The organism is Mariniplasma anaerobium, from assembly GCF_016865445.1.
Taxonomy (GTDB): Bacteria; Bacillota_I; Bacilli_A; order Acholeplasmatales; family Acholeplasmataceae; genus Mariniplasma; species Mariniplasma anaerobium.
The window spans coordinates 53,017-70,628 of sequence record NZ_AP024412.1; the positions used below are offsets into that span (position 1 = coordinate 53,017).

Genomic DNA, 17,612 nt, shown 5'->3' on the forward strand with positions numbered 1-17,612 from the left:
AGAAGATATATCTTCTAGTGGTCAAATAAATCTAATCGTAACACATTATAAAATGACTATTTAATGTTATAATATGTATGGGTGAATTCATATGAACGTAAAACTTAGAATAGAAGAACTAACAAACTTAATCAATCAAGCAAATTATGATTATCATACACTTGATAAGCCTACACTTACTGATTATAATTATGATCAATATCTAAAAGAACTTATTGATTTAGAAAACAAAAACCCTGAATATAAACTTTCAAATTCTCCAACAGATAAAATTGGAGGTATTGTTTTAGACGGATTTGTTAAAGTCAATCATAAAGTTCCTATGATGAGTCTATCAAATGTATTTAGCTTTGATGAGTTAAAAGCATTTGATGATCGAATTAAAAAAGTAACGAGTGATTATCAATACATCTCAGAATTAAAAATTGACGGGCTTGCAGTTAGCATCATTTATGAAAATGGGCAATTTGTTAAAGCTGCAACTAGAGGCAATGGACTTGTCGGTGAAGACATATCAGAGAATGTTAAAACAATCAAAAGTCTACCACTTAAATTAAATGAAGATATCGATATAGAAGTCAGAGGCGAAATTTACATGCCTCACAAAAGTTTCAATAAATTAAACGAAGATAGATTAGATCATAATCTTGCGTTGTTTGCAAATCCAAGAAATGCAGCTGCAGGAACTATTAGACAGTTAGATAGTCGCGTTGCAGCCAAACGTAATTTAGATGCATTTTTATATCAAATAGTAAATGCTCAAGATTATGTAGATACTCAAGAAGAAGCATTGAACTATTTAAAAAAATTAGGATTTAAGATAAATCCTCATTTTCATTTGTCTAAAGATGTAGATGATCTAATTCAAGAAATCCAAAAGTATGACCTTTTAAGAAAAACACTGAATTATGAAACAGATGGTGTTGTTATAAAAATCAACGCTTTTGATATGCATGAACCTATTGGATATACCGCAAAATATCCTAAATGGGCTACGGCTTATAAGTTTCAAGCAGAACAAGCATTAACTAAATTGAATGATATAACATTTCAAATCGGTAGAACAGGTGTAATTACACCAGTTGCAGAATTAGAGCCAATTACAATATCAGGATCTTTAGTCTCACGTGCGACATTGCATAACGAGGATTATATAAAAGCTAAAGATATTAGAATAGGTGATATCGTTAAAGTACATAAAGCAGGAGAAATTATTCCTGAAGTTATAGAAGTTGATTTATCTCAAAGAAAAGATCAACAACCATTCGAGATGACTCAGACATGTCCTGTTTGTGGGCACTTAGTGGAAAGAAAACCTGGTGAAGCAGATTATTATTGTACAAATATAGATTGTCCAGGCAAACATATGAATGCATTAATTCATTTTTCATCTAGAGTGGCAATGGATATTGACACGTTAGGTGAAAAAGTAGTTGAAACATTACATGAACTAGGATTTTTAAATTCTATTTCAGATATTTATAGACTAAAAGATCACAAAGAAGAACTTGTTGGTCTACCGGGATTTGCAGAAAAGAAAGTTGAAAAACTAATTTTAGCAATTGAAAACAGTAAATCACAAAGTTTTGACAAACTTATCTTTGGATTAGGGATTAAACATGTAGGCGCGAAAGTTGCAAAAGTATTAGTTAATCATTATCCAACTATCGATAAACTAAAAGAAGCAACTTATGATGAGTTAACTGAGATCAATGAAATTGGTGAAATGATTGCACAATCTGTAGTTTCATATTTCGAAAAAGAAGAAAATATAAAACTAATTGATGAACTAAAATCTTTTAATTTAAATGTATCATTTGAAAAAGAAGAGATTATTGAACATGAATTTAATCAAAAGACATTTGTTCTTACAGGAAAACTAGAAAACTATACAAGAGATGAAGCACAAGCTATTATTGAAAAATTAGGCGGTAAAGTCAGTTCGTCTGTCAGTAAAAAAACAGATTATGTTTTAGCAGGCTCTGATGCAGGCTCAAAACTTGAAAAAGCAAACAAACTAGGCGTAAAAGTATTAGACGAGGAAGACTTCAAGGTGAAAATTAATGGATGACAAAATACGAGTTTTTGGAGCAAGAGAAAATAATTTACAAAACATAGATATTGAAATACCTAAAAATAAACTTGTCGTCATGACAGGTATATCAGGTAGTGGAAAATCATCCCTAGCTTTTGATACACTATATCAAGAAGGTCAAAGAAGATACATGGAAAGTCTATCAGCTTATGCTAGACAATTTTTAGGTAACTTTGAAAAACCTGATGTTGATCGTATTGATGGATTATCTCCATCAATTAGTATTGATCAAAAAACAACATCAAATAATCCTAGATCAACAGTGGGGACAGTAACTGAAATCTATGATTATTTAAGATTGTTATATGCTAGAATAGGTATTCCATACTGTCCAAATTCAGATGAACCTTTGACAAAACAATCTATTGAAGAAATGACTGTCAGAGTCAATAACTTTAAAGAGGGTAGTAAAGTCATTATTATGTCTCCAATTATTGAAAGACAAAAAGGGACATTAAAAAAAGTAGCTGAGCAATATTTAAAAGAAGGATTTACAAGAGCATATGTAGATGGACAAACGTGCACATTAGAAGAAATGGATGATTTAGATAAAAATAAAAATCATGATTTTTATTTAATCATCGATCGTCTCATCATTAAAGATGGTATTAGATCTCGTCTTTATGATGCACTAGAACTAGCAGCAAGACTTGCAAATGGAAAAGCCAAGGTTTTAGTCGATGATGATGCAATCGTCTCTTTTAGTCAAAATTATAGTTGTGAAGATTCAGATTTCACAATTCCAGATTTAGAACCAAGAATATTCTCTTTTAACGTACCTATAGGAGCTTGTCCTTCTTGTAATGGACTAGGATATAGATTAGAAATCACAGAAGATCTAGTGATTAATCCTGAAAAAGCACTTTTAGATGGCGGACTTATTCCATATAAAAATAATGATGAAGAAAACTTAACCAGTCAAATGGTTGAAGAAACATGTAAGTTTTATAATATTGATGTATCTAAACCGATGCAAGAATTTACAAGAGAAGAGTTAGATATTGTTTTATATGGTTCTCCAGATAAAATTCATTTTAAATTAAAATCAACTTCAGGTAGAAAACATGAAGCTTTTGATTTTTATGAAGGTATTATTACTAACTTAACACGCCGTTATAGAGAAACTACAAGTGATTGGATTAGAACATGGATTGAAAACTTTATGGTTGAATCAGAATGTCACACATGTAATGGAGCAAGATTAAACCCAAGTGCTTTATCTGTTAAAATTGGTGGGAAAAATATTGATCAATTTACAAGACTATCAATTGATGAAGAGATTAAGTTTTTAGAAAATCTTTCTTTAGGCGTTGAGCAAAAACAAATTGCAAAACTTGCCTTGCAAGAAGTCATTAATCGCTTAACCTTCTTACAAGATGTTGGACTAGGCTACCTAGCTCTACATCGCCAAGCAGGAACCCTATCAGGTGGAGAAGCTCAAAGAATAAGATTAGCAACTCAAATTGGATCAAAACTATCAGGTGTTTTATATGTCTTAGATGAACCTTCTATAGGACTACACCAAAGGGATAATCATAAATTAATAGATACACTTCATAAAATGAGAGATCTAGGCAACACGTTAATCGTTGTTGAGCATGATCATGAAACGATGCTTGCAAGTGACTATTTAATAGATATTGGACCTAAAGCTGGAAAGCAAGGTGGGAATGTAGTTGCAGCTGGAACTCCGCAAGAAGTTATGAATCATCCCACAAGCATTACAGGTAAATATCTAAGAGGTGAGTTATTTGTAGATGTTCCTAAAAAAAGAAGAAAAGGCATGGGCAAAGATATTTTAGTTATGGGAGCAAGAGCCAATAACTTAAAAGATATCTCTGTAGCTTTTCCATTAGGACAACTTACAGTAGTAACTGGTGTATCAGGCAGTGGTAAATCATCTTTAGTAAACGAAGTTTTATTAAAAGGATTACAACAAAAATATTATAAGTCTAAAGATAAACCAGGCGAACATACAGCAATCAACGATCAACAATTAATTGAACGCGTTATTGAAATATCACAATCACCTATTGGTAGAACACCAAGATCAAATCCTGCTACCTATACAGGCGTATTTGATGACATAAGAGATTTATACGCAATGACTAATGAAGCGAAAGCTAGAGGATATACAAAATCAAGATTTTCATTTAACGTTAGAGGTGGACGCTGTGAAGCGTGTAAGGGTGATGGAGTTAAAAAAATATCTATGCACTTCCTACCAGATGTTTATGTTTCTTGTGAGGTTTGTGGTGGGAAAAGATATAATCATGAAACACTTCAAATCAAATATAAAGGTAAACAAATTGCAGATGTTTTAGAAATGACAATAGATGATGCAATGGCATTTTTTGAAAATCATCCTAAAATTTATAATAAATTAAAAATCATTCATGATGTAGGACTTGGCTATATTCAATTAGGACAATCCGCAACTACACTATCAGGTGGAGAGGCGCAAAGAGTTAAGCTTGCAAGTGAACTTTATAGAAAGATCACAGATAAATCAATCTATATTTTAGATGAACCAACAACTGGACTTCATACAGATGATGTAAAACGTTTATTAAAAGTATTACATCGTATTGTAGACGAAGGTGCAACCATGGTTGTTATTGAACATAATCTAGATATTATTAAAAATGCAGATCATATCATTGACCTTGGACCTGAAGGTGGAGATCTTGGTGGCTATATCGTCGCACAAGGGACACCTGAAGAAATCGCAATGGTTGATGCTAGTTATACAGGGCAATATTTAAAAAAAGTTTTAAAATGACAAAAAATAAACTATTTTTGTTATAATAAATGATGTCAAGGGGGCAACATGAATTCAAAAGATCCTAAAAAACCAAGTGAAGAAGAAATTAGAAAAATATTTGAACAAATAAAGAAGAACAGAAGTGGCAAAAATACCGCAATTAGTTTTGGATTTTTGTTACATAGCAATTATGTTGTTCATATGACTTTTTCTTTTCTAATTAATTTTTTAATTAGTGCTGTTGTCATAGGCCTAGCGATTGGTATTCATGCACCTTTAATAGAGATTACAATCTTAGGATATGTATTAGGTATTATTTTACTGACATTAATTGAAAACTTTGTTAAGATTTTAATGTTTAAATATTTTATGAGAATGCTTATCTTATCCATGGGATTATTATCTGTTTTAACACAAATTTTAATTCTATATTTAATAGATTTTATAGTTTCAACAGGATTTCATTTTCCAGGAGTTGAGCAACTCATTATATTTTCGTTTGGATTTAGCATTTTAAGATTTGTATTATCTATATATTTAAGAAGATGGTTATATACGAAAAAAATTAGGTTTTTGGAGGGCAAGTAAATCATGAAATTAAAAGTTAAACATTTAATGAAAGATTTAGGATTGAACATTATTGCTGGTAAAGTAGGATTAGAAAATGAAATAAAAGCTGAAATGCTATCTAGACCAGGTGTAGAGTTAGCAGGCTTTCTTGATTTTTTTGATAAAGAAAGACTTATATTGATAGGGTCTAAAGAAGATCATTTTATGAATCTTTTACCAAAAGATGTCAAAAGAAAAAGAATCGAAAATATCATGATGCAAAAACCACCAGCAATTATCTTTTCTGTCAATGTAGACATAGAGGATTTGTTTATTGAACTTGGTGATAAATATGAAGTTGCTATTGTAAAAAGCGATACCAGAACTACAGCTTTAAGTTCTGTATTATATTCATATCTGCATTCAAAACTAGCTCCAAGAACTAGCGTTCATGGTGTCTTAGTTGATATTGATGGAATGGGAACTTTAATTACTGGTAAATCTGGTATAGGTAAAAGTGAAACAGCTTTAGAACTTATAAAAAGAGGACATATATTAGTAAGTGATGACAGAGTAGATATTTTTGAGGCTGCACATGGCGTTTTAATAGGTAGCGCACCAAAAATATTAGAAAAATATATTGAAGTTCGTGGCATCGGTATCGTAGATGTTGTATCTATGTTTGGTGCAGGCGCTTATAGAGAAACTAAAAAGATTAGATTAGTTGTTGAACTAGAACATTGGGAACAAGGAAAATTTTATGATCGATTAGGTATTGAAACTCAAAAAGTTAAATTTTTTGATACTGAAATTGCTAAAATTACAATTCCTGTTCTACCAGGACGAAATGTTGCGACATTAGTTGAAAGTGCTGCAATGAATCAAAAACTAAAATTTTTAGGATATAATGCTGCAAAAGAATTAACAGAAGCAGTATCAAAAAAAGCAAGAAGAGATAGAAGGGATGAAGAGGATGATTGATTACTTAAAGAAAAATAAACAAGGCATATACCTTTATGGAGGATCATTACTAGCATTTATTCTATTGATTATTCTAGCTGTTAGTTCACTTAATGGTTCACCACTTGATTCAACTATAAATCAATTTGATAATAAAACAGCTTTAGATTTAGGATTTGCAACTATCGCATGGTATGCGATATTCATCTTAACGGGAATCGTTATTGGGGCTACATTATCATATTTTGAATTTAAAAAAGTTGGATGGGATACAGAAAAACTATTTGATGGACTCTTATTTGGAGTTCCACTATCTATCATAGGTGCAAGATTATATTATGTGATATTTGATCCTAATCCACATTATGAAACCTTTATGGATGTTATTAACATCACAAATGGTGGACTTGCAATCCATGGAGCTGTTATTACTGCATTAGTATTTCTTATCTTTTTTACAAAGAAAAAGAAAATAGACTTTTGGGTTATGGCAGATATGATTGCAATTGGCTTTTTAGTAGGACAAATTGTAGGACGTTGGGGTAACTTTATGAATGGTGAGGCCCATGGTCCTGTCATTGAAAGTCAGTTTATCTTAAATATATTACCTAATTTTATAAAAACTAATATGACGACTTCAACAGGCACGATCATTCATCCAACATTCTTTTATGAAGGATTATGGAACTTTACAGGGTTAGTATTCTTGTTAATTACAAGAAGATTTAAACTCTTTAAAGTTGGAGATATGATTGGACTGTACTTAATATGGTATGGTTTAGGCAGGGGTTTAATTATTGAGCCACTTAGAACTGATCCACTTTATATATTTGGATTAAAAGCAAATATCGTTTTATCATTATCATTATTTGCAGGCGGAGGCGTACTTTTACTTATTTTAAAGAGAATCATATTTAAAGATCAAAAATACTATAAAGAAATGTTGGTGACGCATGAAGACAATCCTATTTGATTTAGATGGTACGTTAATTCAAACACCCACAATCATTTTAGAGGCATTTAAACAAACATTTGAAACACATTTAAAAGAAGTAGAATTGAGCGAAAAAGAATTATCTAATTTTCTTGGACAGACACTATGGCAAACATTTGAGTTTTACACAGATGATAAAGATTTAGTTAATGAGATGATAGATCATTATAGAAATGTTTCTAATATGATGATTGAAGAAGGATTAAAAGCATATCCTAACGCAAAGAAAACAATTCTATATTTAAAAAATCAAGGATGTAAAATTGGTGTTGTTACATCAAAATTAAAAGATGTTGCAACATATCATTTAAAATTAACAAATCTATTTGAAGATGTTGATTTGATCGTGGGATATGATGATGTAAAAAATCATAAACCCAATCCAGATCCACTCTTAAAAGCAATAGAATTGCTTAATGTTAAAAAAGAAGATACATTATATGTTGGTGATCATGAAAATGATATCAAAGCAGCAAAAAAAGCTGGTATTGAAAGTTGTGCAGTTACTTATTCATCTAGACTACATGAAATGCTTTTGGAACAACCAGAATATGTTATCGATAATTTAGATAATCTTAGAGATATAATATAAATAAAAAAAAGTTATAAGGAGATATAAAAAAATGTTATATGATGTTTTAATCATTGGTGCAGGCCCAGCAGGGATCACTGCAGCGATTTACGCTAAGAGAGCAAATTTAAAGGTTGCTATGTTTGAAAGAGATACTCCAGGTGGACAATTATCAAAATATAATGAAATTGAAAACTATACGGGTGCTAAAAAAGTTGCTGGATATGAATTAGCAACAATGATGATTGATCATGCATATGATCTAGATATCGAAGTTATATATGATGAAGTTACTAAAGTTGAATTAGATGGAAATGTTAAAAAATTAATTACACCAAATAAAACATATGAATCAAAAGCTTTAATCGTTGCTACAGGAAACATACCTAGAAGATTAGGTGTAGAAAACGAAGATGCGCTTGCAATGAATGGCATTAGCTGGTGTGCTATATGCGATGGTCCATTATATAAAGACCGTAAAGTAGTAGTTGTTGGTGGCGGAAATAGTGCTGTTGAAGAAGCAAGTTATCTTGCTACATTAGCAACTCATGTCACTGTTGTTCAAAATTTAGCTGATTTAACTGCTGACCCTAAAGCCCAAGATATTTTAAGAGCAATGAAAAATGTAGATATTAAATATTCAACATTGGTATCAAAATTCTTAAAAGATGATAAAGGATTAACTGGTGTTGTTATTAAATCAGATGTTGATGGTAAAGAAGAAACAATCGCAGCAGACGGTGTATTTGAATATGTAGGATTAACACCTGTTACTGATATGGTTAAAGATTTAGGTGTTACCAATAAATATGGATACATTGAAGCTAATGAAAAAATGCAAACTAAAGTAGATGGTGTTTTTGCAGCTGGTGATGTTATTGTAAAACAAATAAGACAAGTTGTTACTGCAACTGCAGATGGTGCAATTGCAGCACAAAATGTTTTAAGATATTTAGAAACTTGGAAGTAAGATGAGTTTTGCTAAAATTGTAAAAGAAGAACTAGTATCTATTCCTATAGATCTAGAAGGACAATTAGCTGAATTTTCAGCTTTCCTAAATCTTCATACGGAATTTCATATTGAAAACAAACTGAAAATGTTAGATTTCAAAACGAATAACCCAACCGTTGCAAAACGGTTTTTACAATTGGTAAGAACACTATATCAAGCAGAAACTTCTTTAATTACACAGCAACAAAAAAAATTAAATCAAAGACAAACCATTATCATTCGCATTCAATCTAAAGTTGAAGATATTGTTAATGAACATGGCTTGCTAGAAGATTCTATTGAAAATCAAAGATTATTGACACAATCTCCAGAAGCTAAAAGAGCATATTTAAGAGCTGCGTTTTTAGCTAGTGGATCTGTCAATCATCCAAAAACTGCAGAATATCATTTAGAGATTTATACACCTGATGCAGATCGTATTATATTTATCCAACAAGTGATGAACGCATTTGATTTAAATGCTAGAGTCACTAAAAGAAGAAATGGGTATATCGCATATCTTAAAGATGCTGAAGGTATTAGTGATTTTCTACAAGTTGTTGGTGCACAAAACTCGGTATTTAAATTTGAAGATATAAGAATCAAAAGAGATTTTAATAATTCAATCAATCGAGTGATGAATTGCGAGATTGCAAATGAGAAAAAAACAATAGTTGCAGCAAATCAACAAATTAGAGATATCGAATTAATTGAAACATATATTCCAGAAAAACATATACCAGAAAAAATAAAACAAATTATGGAATTAAGAAAAGAAAATCCAGACATCTCATTAAGAGAACTCAGTGATTTATATGAAGATCAATATAAAGAGAATTTGAGTAAATCAGGCTTGAATCATAGATTTGCCAAGATTAAACAAATGGCAGATCAAATTAGAGAAAGCAGGAACTCCAAATGATTTTAGGAATCGGTATAGATTTAGTTGAGCTTAATCGAATCAAGGAACTTATTAATGAACGCTTTATCAATCGTATATTGAGTTTAGAAGAACAATTGATATATAAGGGCATAACTAACGACAAAGTTAAACTAAGCTTTGTAGGCGGAAGATTTGCGGCTAAAGAGGCAATCTTTAAAGCTATATCTAAAGGTGACGGGTCTGCAAATTATACGGATTTCTCAATTTTGAATGATGAAAATGGAAAACCATATGTATCATCTAAATATATTGAAAATAAAACAATACATATAACAATAACGCACACAGATGCTTATGCGATGAGTTATTGTGTTATCGAACAAAATTAAAGTGAAAGATTATAATATCTTGATATTTACATATTTAAACAAATGGTTGTATTTTTAACGAATATTAGGTATAATTTTCTATGAATAGGATGTGAAAACATGGCGAAAAAACAAAATAAAAACGCAAAGAACAGAAAAAAAGTAAACTCGAAAACAAACGTACAAGCAAAACCAAAAGCCAATCAAACTAAAAAAGCTACAATGATTCCAGTAAATACTAAAAGAGAACCATCAAAAAGTGAAATCAAGTTTTTCAGAATTGGTATAGCAATCATAGCTCTAGGATTAGTAGTTGCAGCTATTGTAATGATTGTTAATAATTATATGACTCAAGAAGATGTTGATCCATATGCTGATTATAATCAACTTCAAACAGAAGAGTTAGTAGCAATTACAAAATATGTAAATGATACAACTTATGGAGATCTAGATTATTTCATTGGTAAATCACAATATGAAGATTTAAGAGTTATCTTAAATCAATATGATGTATTCTATTTTTATTTTTATCACAGTTCTGATCTTAATGAAGAGATACAAACTGAAATTGATAAACTAGAAGATATTATAGATTCTCCATTATTATTTATTGATTTAGATGCTTCAGAAAATATTATTTTACTAGAAGATACAAATTTAACACACTTAAATTTGAATGCTGACGATAATGATATGTTACTAGTATATGATATGCAACCAGAAAGTATTGAAGATTTCTTTATGCTTTATACTGACGTTGAAGATATTATTGAACAATTAGGTAATTTATAAAAGGGCTGTGCCCTTTTATGCTATATAAAGGAGTAAAAAACATGAATGAACAAATTATTAATGGTATTAAAAAACAATTAAAAATTGGTGATAAACAGGTTAGAAGTGTCCTTGATTTGTTAAATGAAGGCAACACTATACCCTTTATTGCTAGATATCGTAAAGAAGCAACAGGTGGTCTTGATGAAGAACAAATTAATGAGATTCATAAGACTTGGGAGTATCAAAATAATTTACTTGATAGAAAAGAAGCAGTCATAAGACTTATAGATGAAAAAGGTATGTTGACTGAAGAGTTAAAAAATGAGGTTTTAAAAGCTGATAAACTTGTAGAAGTTGAAGACTTATATAGACCATTTAAAGAAAAGAAAAAGACAAAAGCAACTGAAGCAGTTGCTAAAGGCTTGGAGCCTTTAGCTAATTTTATATTGATGTTTCCAGAAACTAGTATTGAAGAAGAAGCAGCTAAATTTGTTAATGATAAAGTAAGTTCAGTTGAAGAAGCAATTGAGGGTGCTAAGTATATCATTGCAGAAATGATTTCTGATGATGCAAATTATCGTAAATCATTAAGAGCTGAAATGGTTAAAGTTGGTGTCGTAGCAACTTCAGTTAAAAAGAATGCAGTTGATGAACGTAAAACTTATGAAATGTATTATGAGTATTCTGAACCTGTTAAACATATGAAGCCACACCGTATATTAGCAATCAATCGTGCAGAAAAAGAAAAAGTGATTACAGTTAAAATTGATTTAGATAAAGAAACAATGACTTCATATTTAGAGAAAAAGATGATTAAAAATGAATCATCTCCAGCAGCACCTTTAATCAAAGATGCTATTGCAGATGCACTTAAGCGTTTAATTTACCCTTCACTTGAAAGAGAAGTTAGAGCTGAATTAAATGAAATAGCAGAAGAACAAGCAATTGAAGTTTTTGCAGATAACCTTCAAAAACTATTATTACAACCTCCTTTAAAAGGGAAAGTTGTGTTAGGTGTAGACCCTGCATTTAGAACAGGTTGTAAATTAAGTGTTTGTAATGAACAAGGTCAAGTTTTAGAAAAAGGTGTTATTTATCCACATGAAAAGACAAAAGGTGGATCAATAACTGATGAACAAGTTATGAATTCTAAACGTGATATTCTTCGTTTAGTTCATAGACATAAAGTAGAAGTTATTGCTATAGGAAATGGCACAGCAAGTAGAGAAACCGAAAGTTTCATTGCTGGGTTAATTAAAGAAGTAGATATGAAAGTTCAATATGTGATTGTCAATGAAGCTGGTGCTTCAGTGTATTCAGCTAGTGAACTTGCAAGAGAAGAGTTTCCTGATTTTAGTGTTGAAGAAAGATCAGCAGCATCTATTGCTAGACGTCTTCAAGATCCATTATCAGAATTAGTTAAGATTGATCCTAAGAGTATTGGTGTTGGTCAATATCAACATGACGTTGCACCAAAGAAATTAAATGATAGTTTAAACTTTGTGGTTACACAAGCTGTTAATAATGTTGGTGTAAATGTTAATACAGCCAGTAAGGCTTTATTAATGTATGTTTCTGGTTTAAATAAAACTAGCGCAACTAATATTGTTAAATATAGAGATAAAATTGGTAAGTTTAACAATAGAGAAGATATTATTAAAGTTCCTCGTCTTGGAGATAAATCATTTGAACAAGCAATTGGATTTTTGCGTATACCTGAAGGTGTTGAACCACTTGATATGACTGCTGTCCATCCTGAGAGTTATCCAGTAGCAAAAGAAATTATGAAAAGATTTAATTTGACTGGTGATATGTTTGGTAAAGATGAAGTTAAATTAATTGTTGAACACATGGATAGATCTAAGCTTCAACAAGACTTAAATGTGGATCAATATACGCTAAGTGATATATTAGATGCATTTATTGCGCCTATTAGAGACCCTAGAGACCAATTTGCTCAACCATTATTAAAAAGTGATATTCTAAAACTAGAAGACTTAACAGTTGGTATGGAATTAGAAGGTACAGTCAGAAATGTAGTAGACTTTGGAGCATTTATTGATGTAGGATTAAAAGAAGATGGATTACTCCATATTTCTAAGATGTCAAACAAGTTTATTAAACATCCTAAAGATGTTGTAAACGTTGGAGATATCGTTAAAGTTTATGTTTTAAACATTGATACGAATCGTGGTAAGGTTGGACTTACTATGCTAGAAAATACAATTCAACAATAAAAAATATGGGGCTTTAAAAATATTAAAGTCCCTTATTTAAAAAAATGATATAGATAACCTTATTAAACATAATAATAGTTGACAAAAATCAAAAAATACGTTATTCTATAAAGGCGCGAAATCGCGTGTAATAAACGATTGGAGCAGTACTCAAGCGGCTAAAGAGGCGCCCCTGCTAAGGGTGTAGGCTAGGAAACTGGCGCGAGGGTTCAAATCCCTCCTGCTCCGCCATCGTTATTGGCCCGTTGGAGAAACGGTTAACTCACATGCCTTTCACGCATGCACTCACGGGTTCGAACCCCGTACGGGTCACCACCATTTTGAGTGTGCTATCATCCTAAACTCTAGGGTGGTAGTTTTTTTGTTTATTAAGACGTTAAATGTATCCAAAAACACATATTATTCTTTAAGATTTCAAATGATAGTATCAATTAGAGCGTTTGATTTTTATTAGCTTGATATATGCAGCATTTTCTTCAGCAGATCGAATGTTATTTGTTGGAAAATGGCGGATTTTTAAAATAAATAGTAAAATATTGAAAATTATAACAACATAAGCAAATTTCTTTCTGCAAAATAGAAATTGATAGATAGTTTTGAATACAACGTGAAAACATAGACTTATGTTGCTATTAGTTTTATGGATATTTATTATTTCAGGCGTGGTAAGCGTGGAAATTGTTGTAAATATATTTTTGTTATTCAATATATACACGTGGTATAATATGAGAAATAGCGGATTTTTTGATGTAATATTTATGATAAATAATAAATATTACCAATATGAATATCTATATGATTCGAGGGAGCAAATAAGATGGGTTCAACAACAAAAATGATTATATATAAAAAAGGAAGATTCACTGAGAATAACGAAATAATCATAACCTTAGTATTCTCTAAATTATTTTTTAGTATAAATAATAAGCAATGGCCAAAATATCTAGTTGAATCTCTTGAGAATAATGTCCCGTCCAAGTATGAAATTGGCAAAAGAAATATCCTATACAGGTTGTTTTCTGAGTTAATCATTTTCAAGTTTGAAAATGAATCTGAAATGTTGGACAATAAGAACCATATTATTCTTACTGTGAAAAAAGCAATCAAGATTGTAAATGCAAAAATACTAGCAGATTTGAAAACAAAAGAAAAGCAAAGAAGTGAATCTACTACAAAAAAAGAGAATCTAAAAAAAATTAACCAATATTTTGATAATAAGTCTACTGATATAAATCAGTTAATTAAAAATTATAAGGTAAATAAAGACACCATCATAGATGTGATGTCAGAAGATGGCAAAATTCGTTTTTTTGTGAGTTTAAATCAATTAAGTGTATACATGATTGATAATCCAACTAATAAACTCGAAAAAGCCACTCAAAATTTAGAAAGAAAAGAAAAAATAAAAAAAGAACTAAAAGTTAAATCACTTGATCCTTTTTGGTTTGATGAATATGGAAAATCACAACTTAACACTGATTATTTAGAAAACAAAAAACAAGAGAGTAAAGTTGTTACAAACGAACAAACAAATATTGGAACCAACGAGTTAAAATATATTGTTCGATTTGATAATTCAATAAAAAAATATGTTATTTTTGATCCATCCGAAGAGCAACTAGCAGCATCATTTATTGATTTGAAAAGTGCAGAGAAATTTGCAAAGTCATTAAAATATGAAAATGGAAGAACTATTAAAAGGATTACGAAATGAGCATTCATTATTATAGAATATATTATAGAAAAAATAATAAAGAGTTGTGGACAAAAATTTATGAAGATAATTTTGATTCTAACAATTACATTGATAATCGTAAAAAGGTTATTAGTGCTTTAGAAGAGTCTTGTTTCGAATACAAAATAATTGATAAATTTGAGGGTGTAACTTATGAAAATAACTATATCACTGAGCAAAATAAGAGTTCTCTTTTTGATGGGTTACAAAATTTTGAATTTTCTGAAATAAACGTTAATGTTGCATTGAATTATTTATTTTCATTTAAGCACTTTATTAGAGGTGATGGTTTTGTAAAATTAGATAATTTAATATTCACTAAACATAGTTATGATCTTATAAAAGTTATAAAGGCTTACGATAGGTATACAAATGAAACAATCTTTACCCAAAATGAAATGAATTTTTTTCTAAAGACTATACAAAATGATTATAGATTGTTGGTCGCTTATTTGTTCTATGAATATATAATTGATAGGATTAAAGAAGGTCGATTTTCTAGATACGCAAAGACTGAAGCAAAAGAGTTCTACTCTATTGAAGAGAACAGACAACTAGGCATACATAAAAAGACGGTATTAACAACGTTAATTAACAGTGCTGTCAAATTATATAGAAGTAATCAAATCAGTGTAGATTCAAAAATTAATGTTTTACAATACTCTGATTTCTTTAATATGGTTAAGTTAACAAAAGTTTTCAATTACACTGGTTTTATGGTTTATAACAATAATCCTAAAGACCAATACTATGAAATATACAAAGATGTTATCTTAACGGATGAGCAAAAAATAGCCTTGGACTTTGCTATGACGCAAGGATCTTTGATCGAGAAAATAAATGTGAGAAATATTGATTTCAAAATAAATCAAAATCTTGGCAGAGCTTTAAATACAAATGATGAAAACAGTGTTGCACTATCTATACTGAAGTATGATGAGCAATTAAAAATTTCAAGAAAGAAAAAGAAAATCATTGCTACTCTAACTCCAATCCTCGTCATCTTTGTAGCTATAATTAGTTTAGTTATTGCTGGAAAAATAAACGAAGCAAAATATACATATATCTCAATTAATAGTGAAAATTATAATACGTTAATAACTATAAATCCTTCAATTGTTGAAACTATCTATTATACTGAAACATCGATAAGTCCAAGTAAATATATTTACAGCATAAATTTAAATACTCGTTACTTAACAGATTATGAGGTAAATCCAGTCTTATATATAAATTATACCAATTCTTCAGGAGCAATATATAAAAAGCTCAATAGTTTCTCTTTTGAAAGTCAAACTAAAATAGATGATGTTGTAGTTTCAATTTCACCTACATATGCTGAGAATTTAAAAATATTAAAATCTGACTTAGAGTCTCTGAAGTTCAGCACAAACTCAACACAAGAGTATGAGCTAATTATTATTCAAAATGATTATCACTTGGAAGAAATGACACTTACTCTTGAAAACTACTCATCATATCTTTCGATTACAGTAGATGACCCAGTTGACACCTTGCGTAGCAACGTTTATCAGTATACAACTTATAGTATTAAAATAAATAAAAAAAATTGCACTGAAACAATCTTGAATACTAGTATTATAATATTATATGAACTAAGTAATAATCAGTTTTCATCGGGTGGTATCTTACATCCTGTTACTTTTTCATTCCAAAATCTGACAGAATCAGATAGCTTTGGGAGATACCCGTTTTATGAATATGAAATACAGAGTATATCAGGTAAAATTATAGCAAGGAATTATATACCGAGATGAAAGTGCCTAATCTAAAAAAATATGATAACTTTGATGAATTTCTTCAAAGAAATGACATTGAAGTAATAACTTTTCAAGATGGAATTGTTGCTAGATGGAAGTCAACGCGCACATACAAAAGAGGAGTGCAAAGAGTAACAGAAACTCGGACAAATCAATTAATTGGTGCTGATTATCATGACCTAACGAAGAAACTAAAAAAAGAATTAAAGAAACTTTATCATATCCCTTGGATATTTATGTTCGGAATCCTTATGTCTGCTGCTTTTATTAGTTTGGGTATCATTGAAAGTAGTATACTTATTATTATCTTTGGCCTAGTGCTTGAACTATCAGCTATCTACTACACAATAGTTAATACTATAGAGTTGATCAATGCTAAAAAAATACTAAAGTCTAAAACTGTAATAACTAGAGATTATCTTAAAACTTGGTTTCATGGAATCGGAAGTTTATTTTATGATGTATTTTCAAAAATTGAAGAAGAAGAGTCAAAGATCTATAAGGGAGATTTATAATTAATGAAAAATATATAGAAATCGCAACTTGTTTAGGGGGTCGAAACCGTTACGGGTCACCAACGCTATCAGTGTCCTTATCTCGTGTAGAGATAAGGGCTTTTTTTGTCTTTGTTAAGCTGTTAAAACACTGGAATCTAATATGTTTTTGATGTCGTTATGGTATTGATTTATGAGTGTTTAAAAACATCAAATTGATTCAAAAATCCCAATTTAGGGTGTCAACACCTGTTTTTGCAAAATTTATGACAACATAAGCAAAATTAGCACCTGTAAAAGAAAGTCTATAACAAGTCTGTAAAATATGCTCAAAAATACAACTTATGTTGATATAAGTTTTAGGAATATTTGTTATTTTAGAGTGGTAGGCGTGGTAGGTGTGGTAAATACTGAAC

The 17,612-nt window shown here is 30.2% G+C and carries 14 protein-coding genes and 2 tRNA genes; all 16 read left to right on the forward strand.

What is annotated here, in order from left to right; all coding sequences use genetic code 11:
• Positions 1 to 91: 91 nt before the first annotated feature.
• The 16 genes from ligA (at position 92) to MPAN_RS00340 (ending at position 17,217) form a co-directional block, all read left to right on the forward strand.
• The gene (ligA, locus tag MPAN_RS00265) at positions 92 to 2,071 is read left to right on the forward strand and encodes an NAD-dependent DNA ligase LigA (RefSeq protein ID WP_176239036.1); all 1,980 of its coding nucleotides are present in this window, start codon (positions 92 to 94) and stop codon (positions 2,069 to 2,071) included.
• Positions 2,064 to 4,877, forward strand: coding sequence for an excinuclease ABC subunit UvrA (gene uvrA, locus MPAN_RS00270; RefSeq protein ID WP_176239037.1), 2,814 nt, complete (start codon positions 2,064 to 2,066; stop codon positions 4,875 to 4,877). The genes ligA and uvrA overlap by 8 nt, the downstream gene beginning before the upstream one ends.
• A gap of 48 nt (positions 4,878 to 4,925) precedes the next feature.
• Entirely contained in the window at positions 4,926 to 5,447 is a 522-nt protein-coding gene (locus MPAN_RS00275) for a phage holin family protein (RefSeq protein WP_176239038.1), read from the forward strand.
• A 3-nt stretch (positions 5,448 to 5,450) separates the two neighbouring features.
• On the forward strand, positions 5,451 to 6,389 hold the full coding sequence (gene hprK, locus MPAN_RS00280) for an HPr(Ser) kinase/phosphatase (protein WP_176239039.1): 939 nt from the start codon (positions 5,451 to 5,453) through the stop codon (positions 6,387 to 6,389).
• Positions 6,382 to 7,341 (forward strand): prolipoprotein diacylglyceryl transferase, encoded by a 960-nt coding sequence (lgt, locus tag MPAN_RS00285; protein WP_176239040.1) that lies wholly within the window; start codon positions 6,382 to 6,384, stop codon positions 7,339 to 7,341. Before hprK ends, lgt begins: the two co-directional genes overlap by 8 nt.
• Positions 7,322 to 7,954 carry an HAD-IA family hydrolase gene (locus tag MPAN_RS00290; RefSeq protein WP_176239041.1) on the forward strand — a complete coding sequence of 211 codons (633 nt, stop codon included), beginning with the start codon at positions 7,322 to 7,324 and terminating at the stop codon, positions 7,952 to 7,954. The genes lgt and MPAN_RS00290 overlap by 20 nt, the downstream gene beginning before the upstream one ends.
• Positions 7,955 to 7,985: 31 nt before the next feature.
• Positions 7,986 to 8,903 (forward strand): NAD(P)/FAD-dependent oxidoreductase, encoded by a 918-nt coding sequence (locus MPAN_RS00295; protein ID WP_176239042.1) that lies wholly within the window; start codon positions 7,986 to 7,988, stop codon positions 8,901 to 8,903.
• 1 nt (position 8,904) lies between these two features.
• Positions 8,905 to 9,846 (forward strand): DNA-binding protein WhiA, encoded by a 942-nt coding sequence (gene whiA, locus MPAN_RS00300; RefSeq protein ID WP_176239043.1) that lies wholly within the window; start codon positions 8,905 to 8,907, stop codon positions 9,844 to 9,846.
• Positions 9,843 to 10,196 (forward strand): holo-ACP synthase, encoded by a 354-nt coding sequence (gene acpS / locus MPAN_RS00305; protein ID WP_231756777.1) that lies wholly within the window; start codon positions 9,843 to 9,845, stop codon positions 10,194 to 10,196. Before whiA ends, acpS begins: the two co-directional genes overlap by 4 nt.
• Before the next feature lie 99 nt (positions 10,197 to 10,295).
• Positions 10,296 to 10,967, forward strand: a complete 672-nt coding sequence (locus tag MPAN_RS00310) for a hypothetical protein (protein ID WP_176239044.1) — start codon at positions 10,296 to 10,298, stop codon at positions 10,965 to 10,967.
• A 41-nt stretch (positions 10,968 to 11,008) separates the two neighbouring features.
• The gene (locus tag MPAN_RS00315; protein ID WP_176239045.1) at positions 11,009 to 13,186 is read left to right on the forward strand and encodes a Tex family protein; all 2,178 of its coding nucleotides are present in this window, start codon (positions 11,009 to 11,011) and stop codon (positions 13,184 to 13,186) included.
• Positions 13,187 to 13,326: 140 nt separating this feature from the next.
• Positions 13,327 to 13,417: transfer RNA gene (locus MPAN_RS00320), tRNA-Ser, on the forward strand.
• A gap of 8 nt (positions 13,418 to 13,425) precedes the next feature.
• A tRNA-Glu gene (locus tag MPAN_RS00325) sits at positions 13,426 to 13,501 on the forward strand.
• Positions 13,502 to 14,003: 502 nt separating this feature from the next.
• Positions 14,004 to 14,900 (forward strand): hypothetical protein, encoded by an 897-nt coding sequence (locus MPAN_RS00330; RefSeq protein WP_176239046.1) that lies wholly within the window; start codon positions 14,004 to 14,006, stop codon positions 14,898 to 14,900.
• On the forward strand, positions 14,897 to 16,699 hold the full coding sequence (locus tag MPAN_RS00335) for a hypothetical protein (protein ID WP_176239047.1): 1,803 nt from the start codon (positions 14,897 to 14,899) through the stop codon (positions 16,697 to 16,699). Before MPAN_RS00330 ends, MPAN_RS00335 begins: the two co-directional genes overlap by 4 nt.
• Positions 16,700 to 16,701: 2 nt before the next feature.
• On the forward strand, positions 16,702 to 17,217 hold the full coding sequence (locus MPAN_RS00340; protein ID WP_231756778.1) for a hypothetical protein: 516 nt from the start codon (positions 16,702 to 16,704) through the stop codon (positions 17,215 to 17,217).
• Positions 17,218 to 17,612 lie beyond the last annotated feature (395 nt).

Bases quoted from the DNA above. Each gene is read 5' to 3' on its own strand.
- whiA (WP_176239043.1), top strand. From the start codon at position 8,905: ATGAGTTTTGCTAAAATTGTAAAAGAAGAACTAGTATCTATTCCTATA.
- MPAN_RS00315 (WP_176239045.1), top strand. From the start codon at position 11,009: ATGAATGAACAAATTATTAATGGTATTAAAAAACAATTAAAAATTGGT.
- lgt (WP_176239040.1), top strand. From the start codon at position 6,382: ATGATTGATTACTTAAAGAAAAATAAACAAGGCATATACCTTTATGGA.
- MPAN_RS00275 (WP_176239038.1), top strand. From the start codon at position 4,926: ATGAATTCAAAAGATCCTAAAAAACCAAGTGAAGAAGAAATTAGAAAA.
- MPAN_RS00335 (WP_176239047.1), top strand. From the start codon at position 14,897: ATGAGCATTCATTATTATAGAATATATTATAGAAAAAATAATAAAGAG.
- uvrA (WP_176239037.1), top strand. From the start codon at position 2,064: ATGGATGACAAAATACGAGTTTTTGGAGCAAGAGAAAATAATTTACAA.
- hprK (WP_176239039.1), top strand. From the start codon at position 5,451: ATGAAATTAAAAGTTAAACATTTAATGAAAGATTTAGGATTGAACATT.
- MPAN_RS00295 (WP_176239042.1), top strand. From the start codon at position 7,986: ATGTTATATGATGTTTTAATCATTGGTGCAGGCCCAGCAGGGATCACT.
- MPAN_RS00330 (WP_176239046.1), top strand. From the start codon at position 14,004: ATGGGTTCAACAACAAAAATGATTATATATAAAAAAGGAAGATTCACT.
- MPAN_RS00290 (WP_176239041.1), top strand. From the start codon at position 7,322: ATGAAGACAATCCTATTTGATTTAGATGGTACGTTAATTCAAACACCC.
- MPAN_RS00310 (WP_176239044.1), top strand. From the start codon at position 10,296: ATGGCGAAAAAACAAAATAAAAACGCAAAGAACAGAAAAAAAGTAAAC.
- ligA (WP_176239036.1), top strand. From the start codon at position 92: ATGAACGTAAAACTTAGAATAGAAGAACTAACAAACTTAATCAATCAA.
- acpS (WP_231756777.1), top strand. From the start codon at position 9,843: ATGATTTTAGGAATCGGTATAGATTTAGTTGAGCTTAATCGAATCAAG.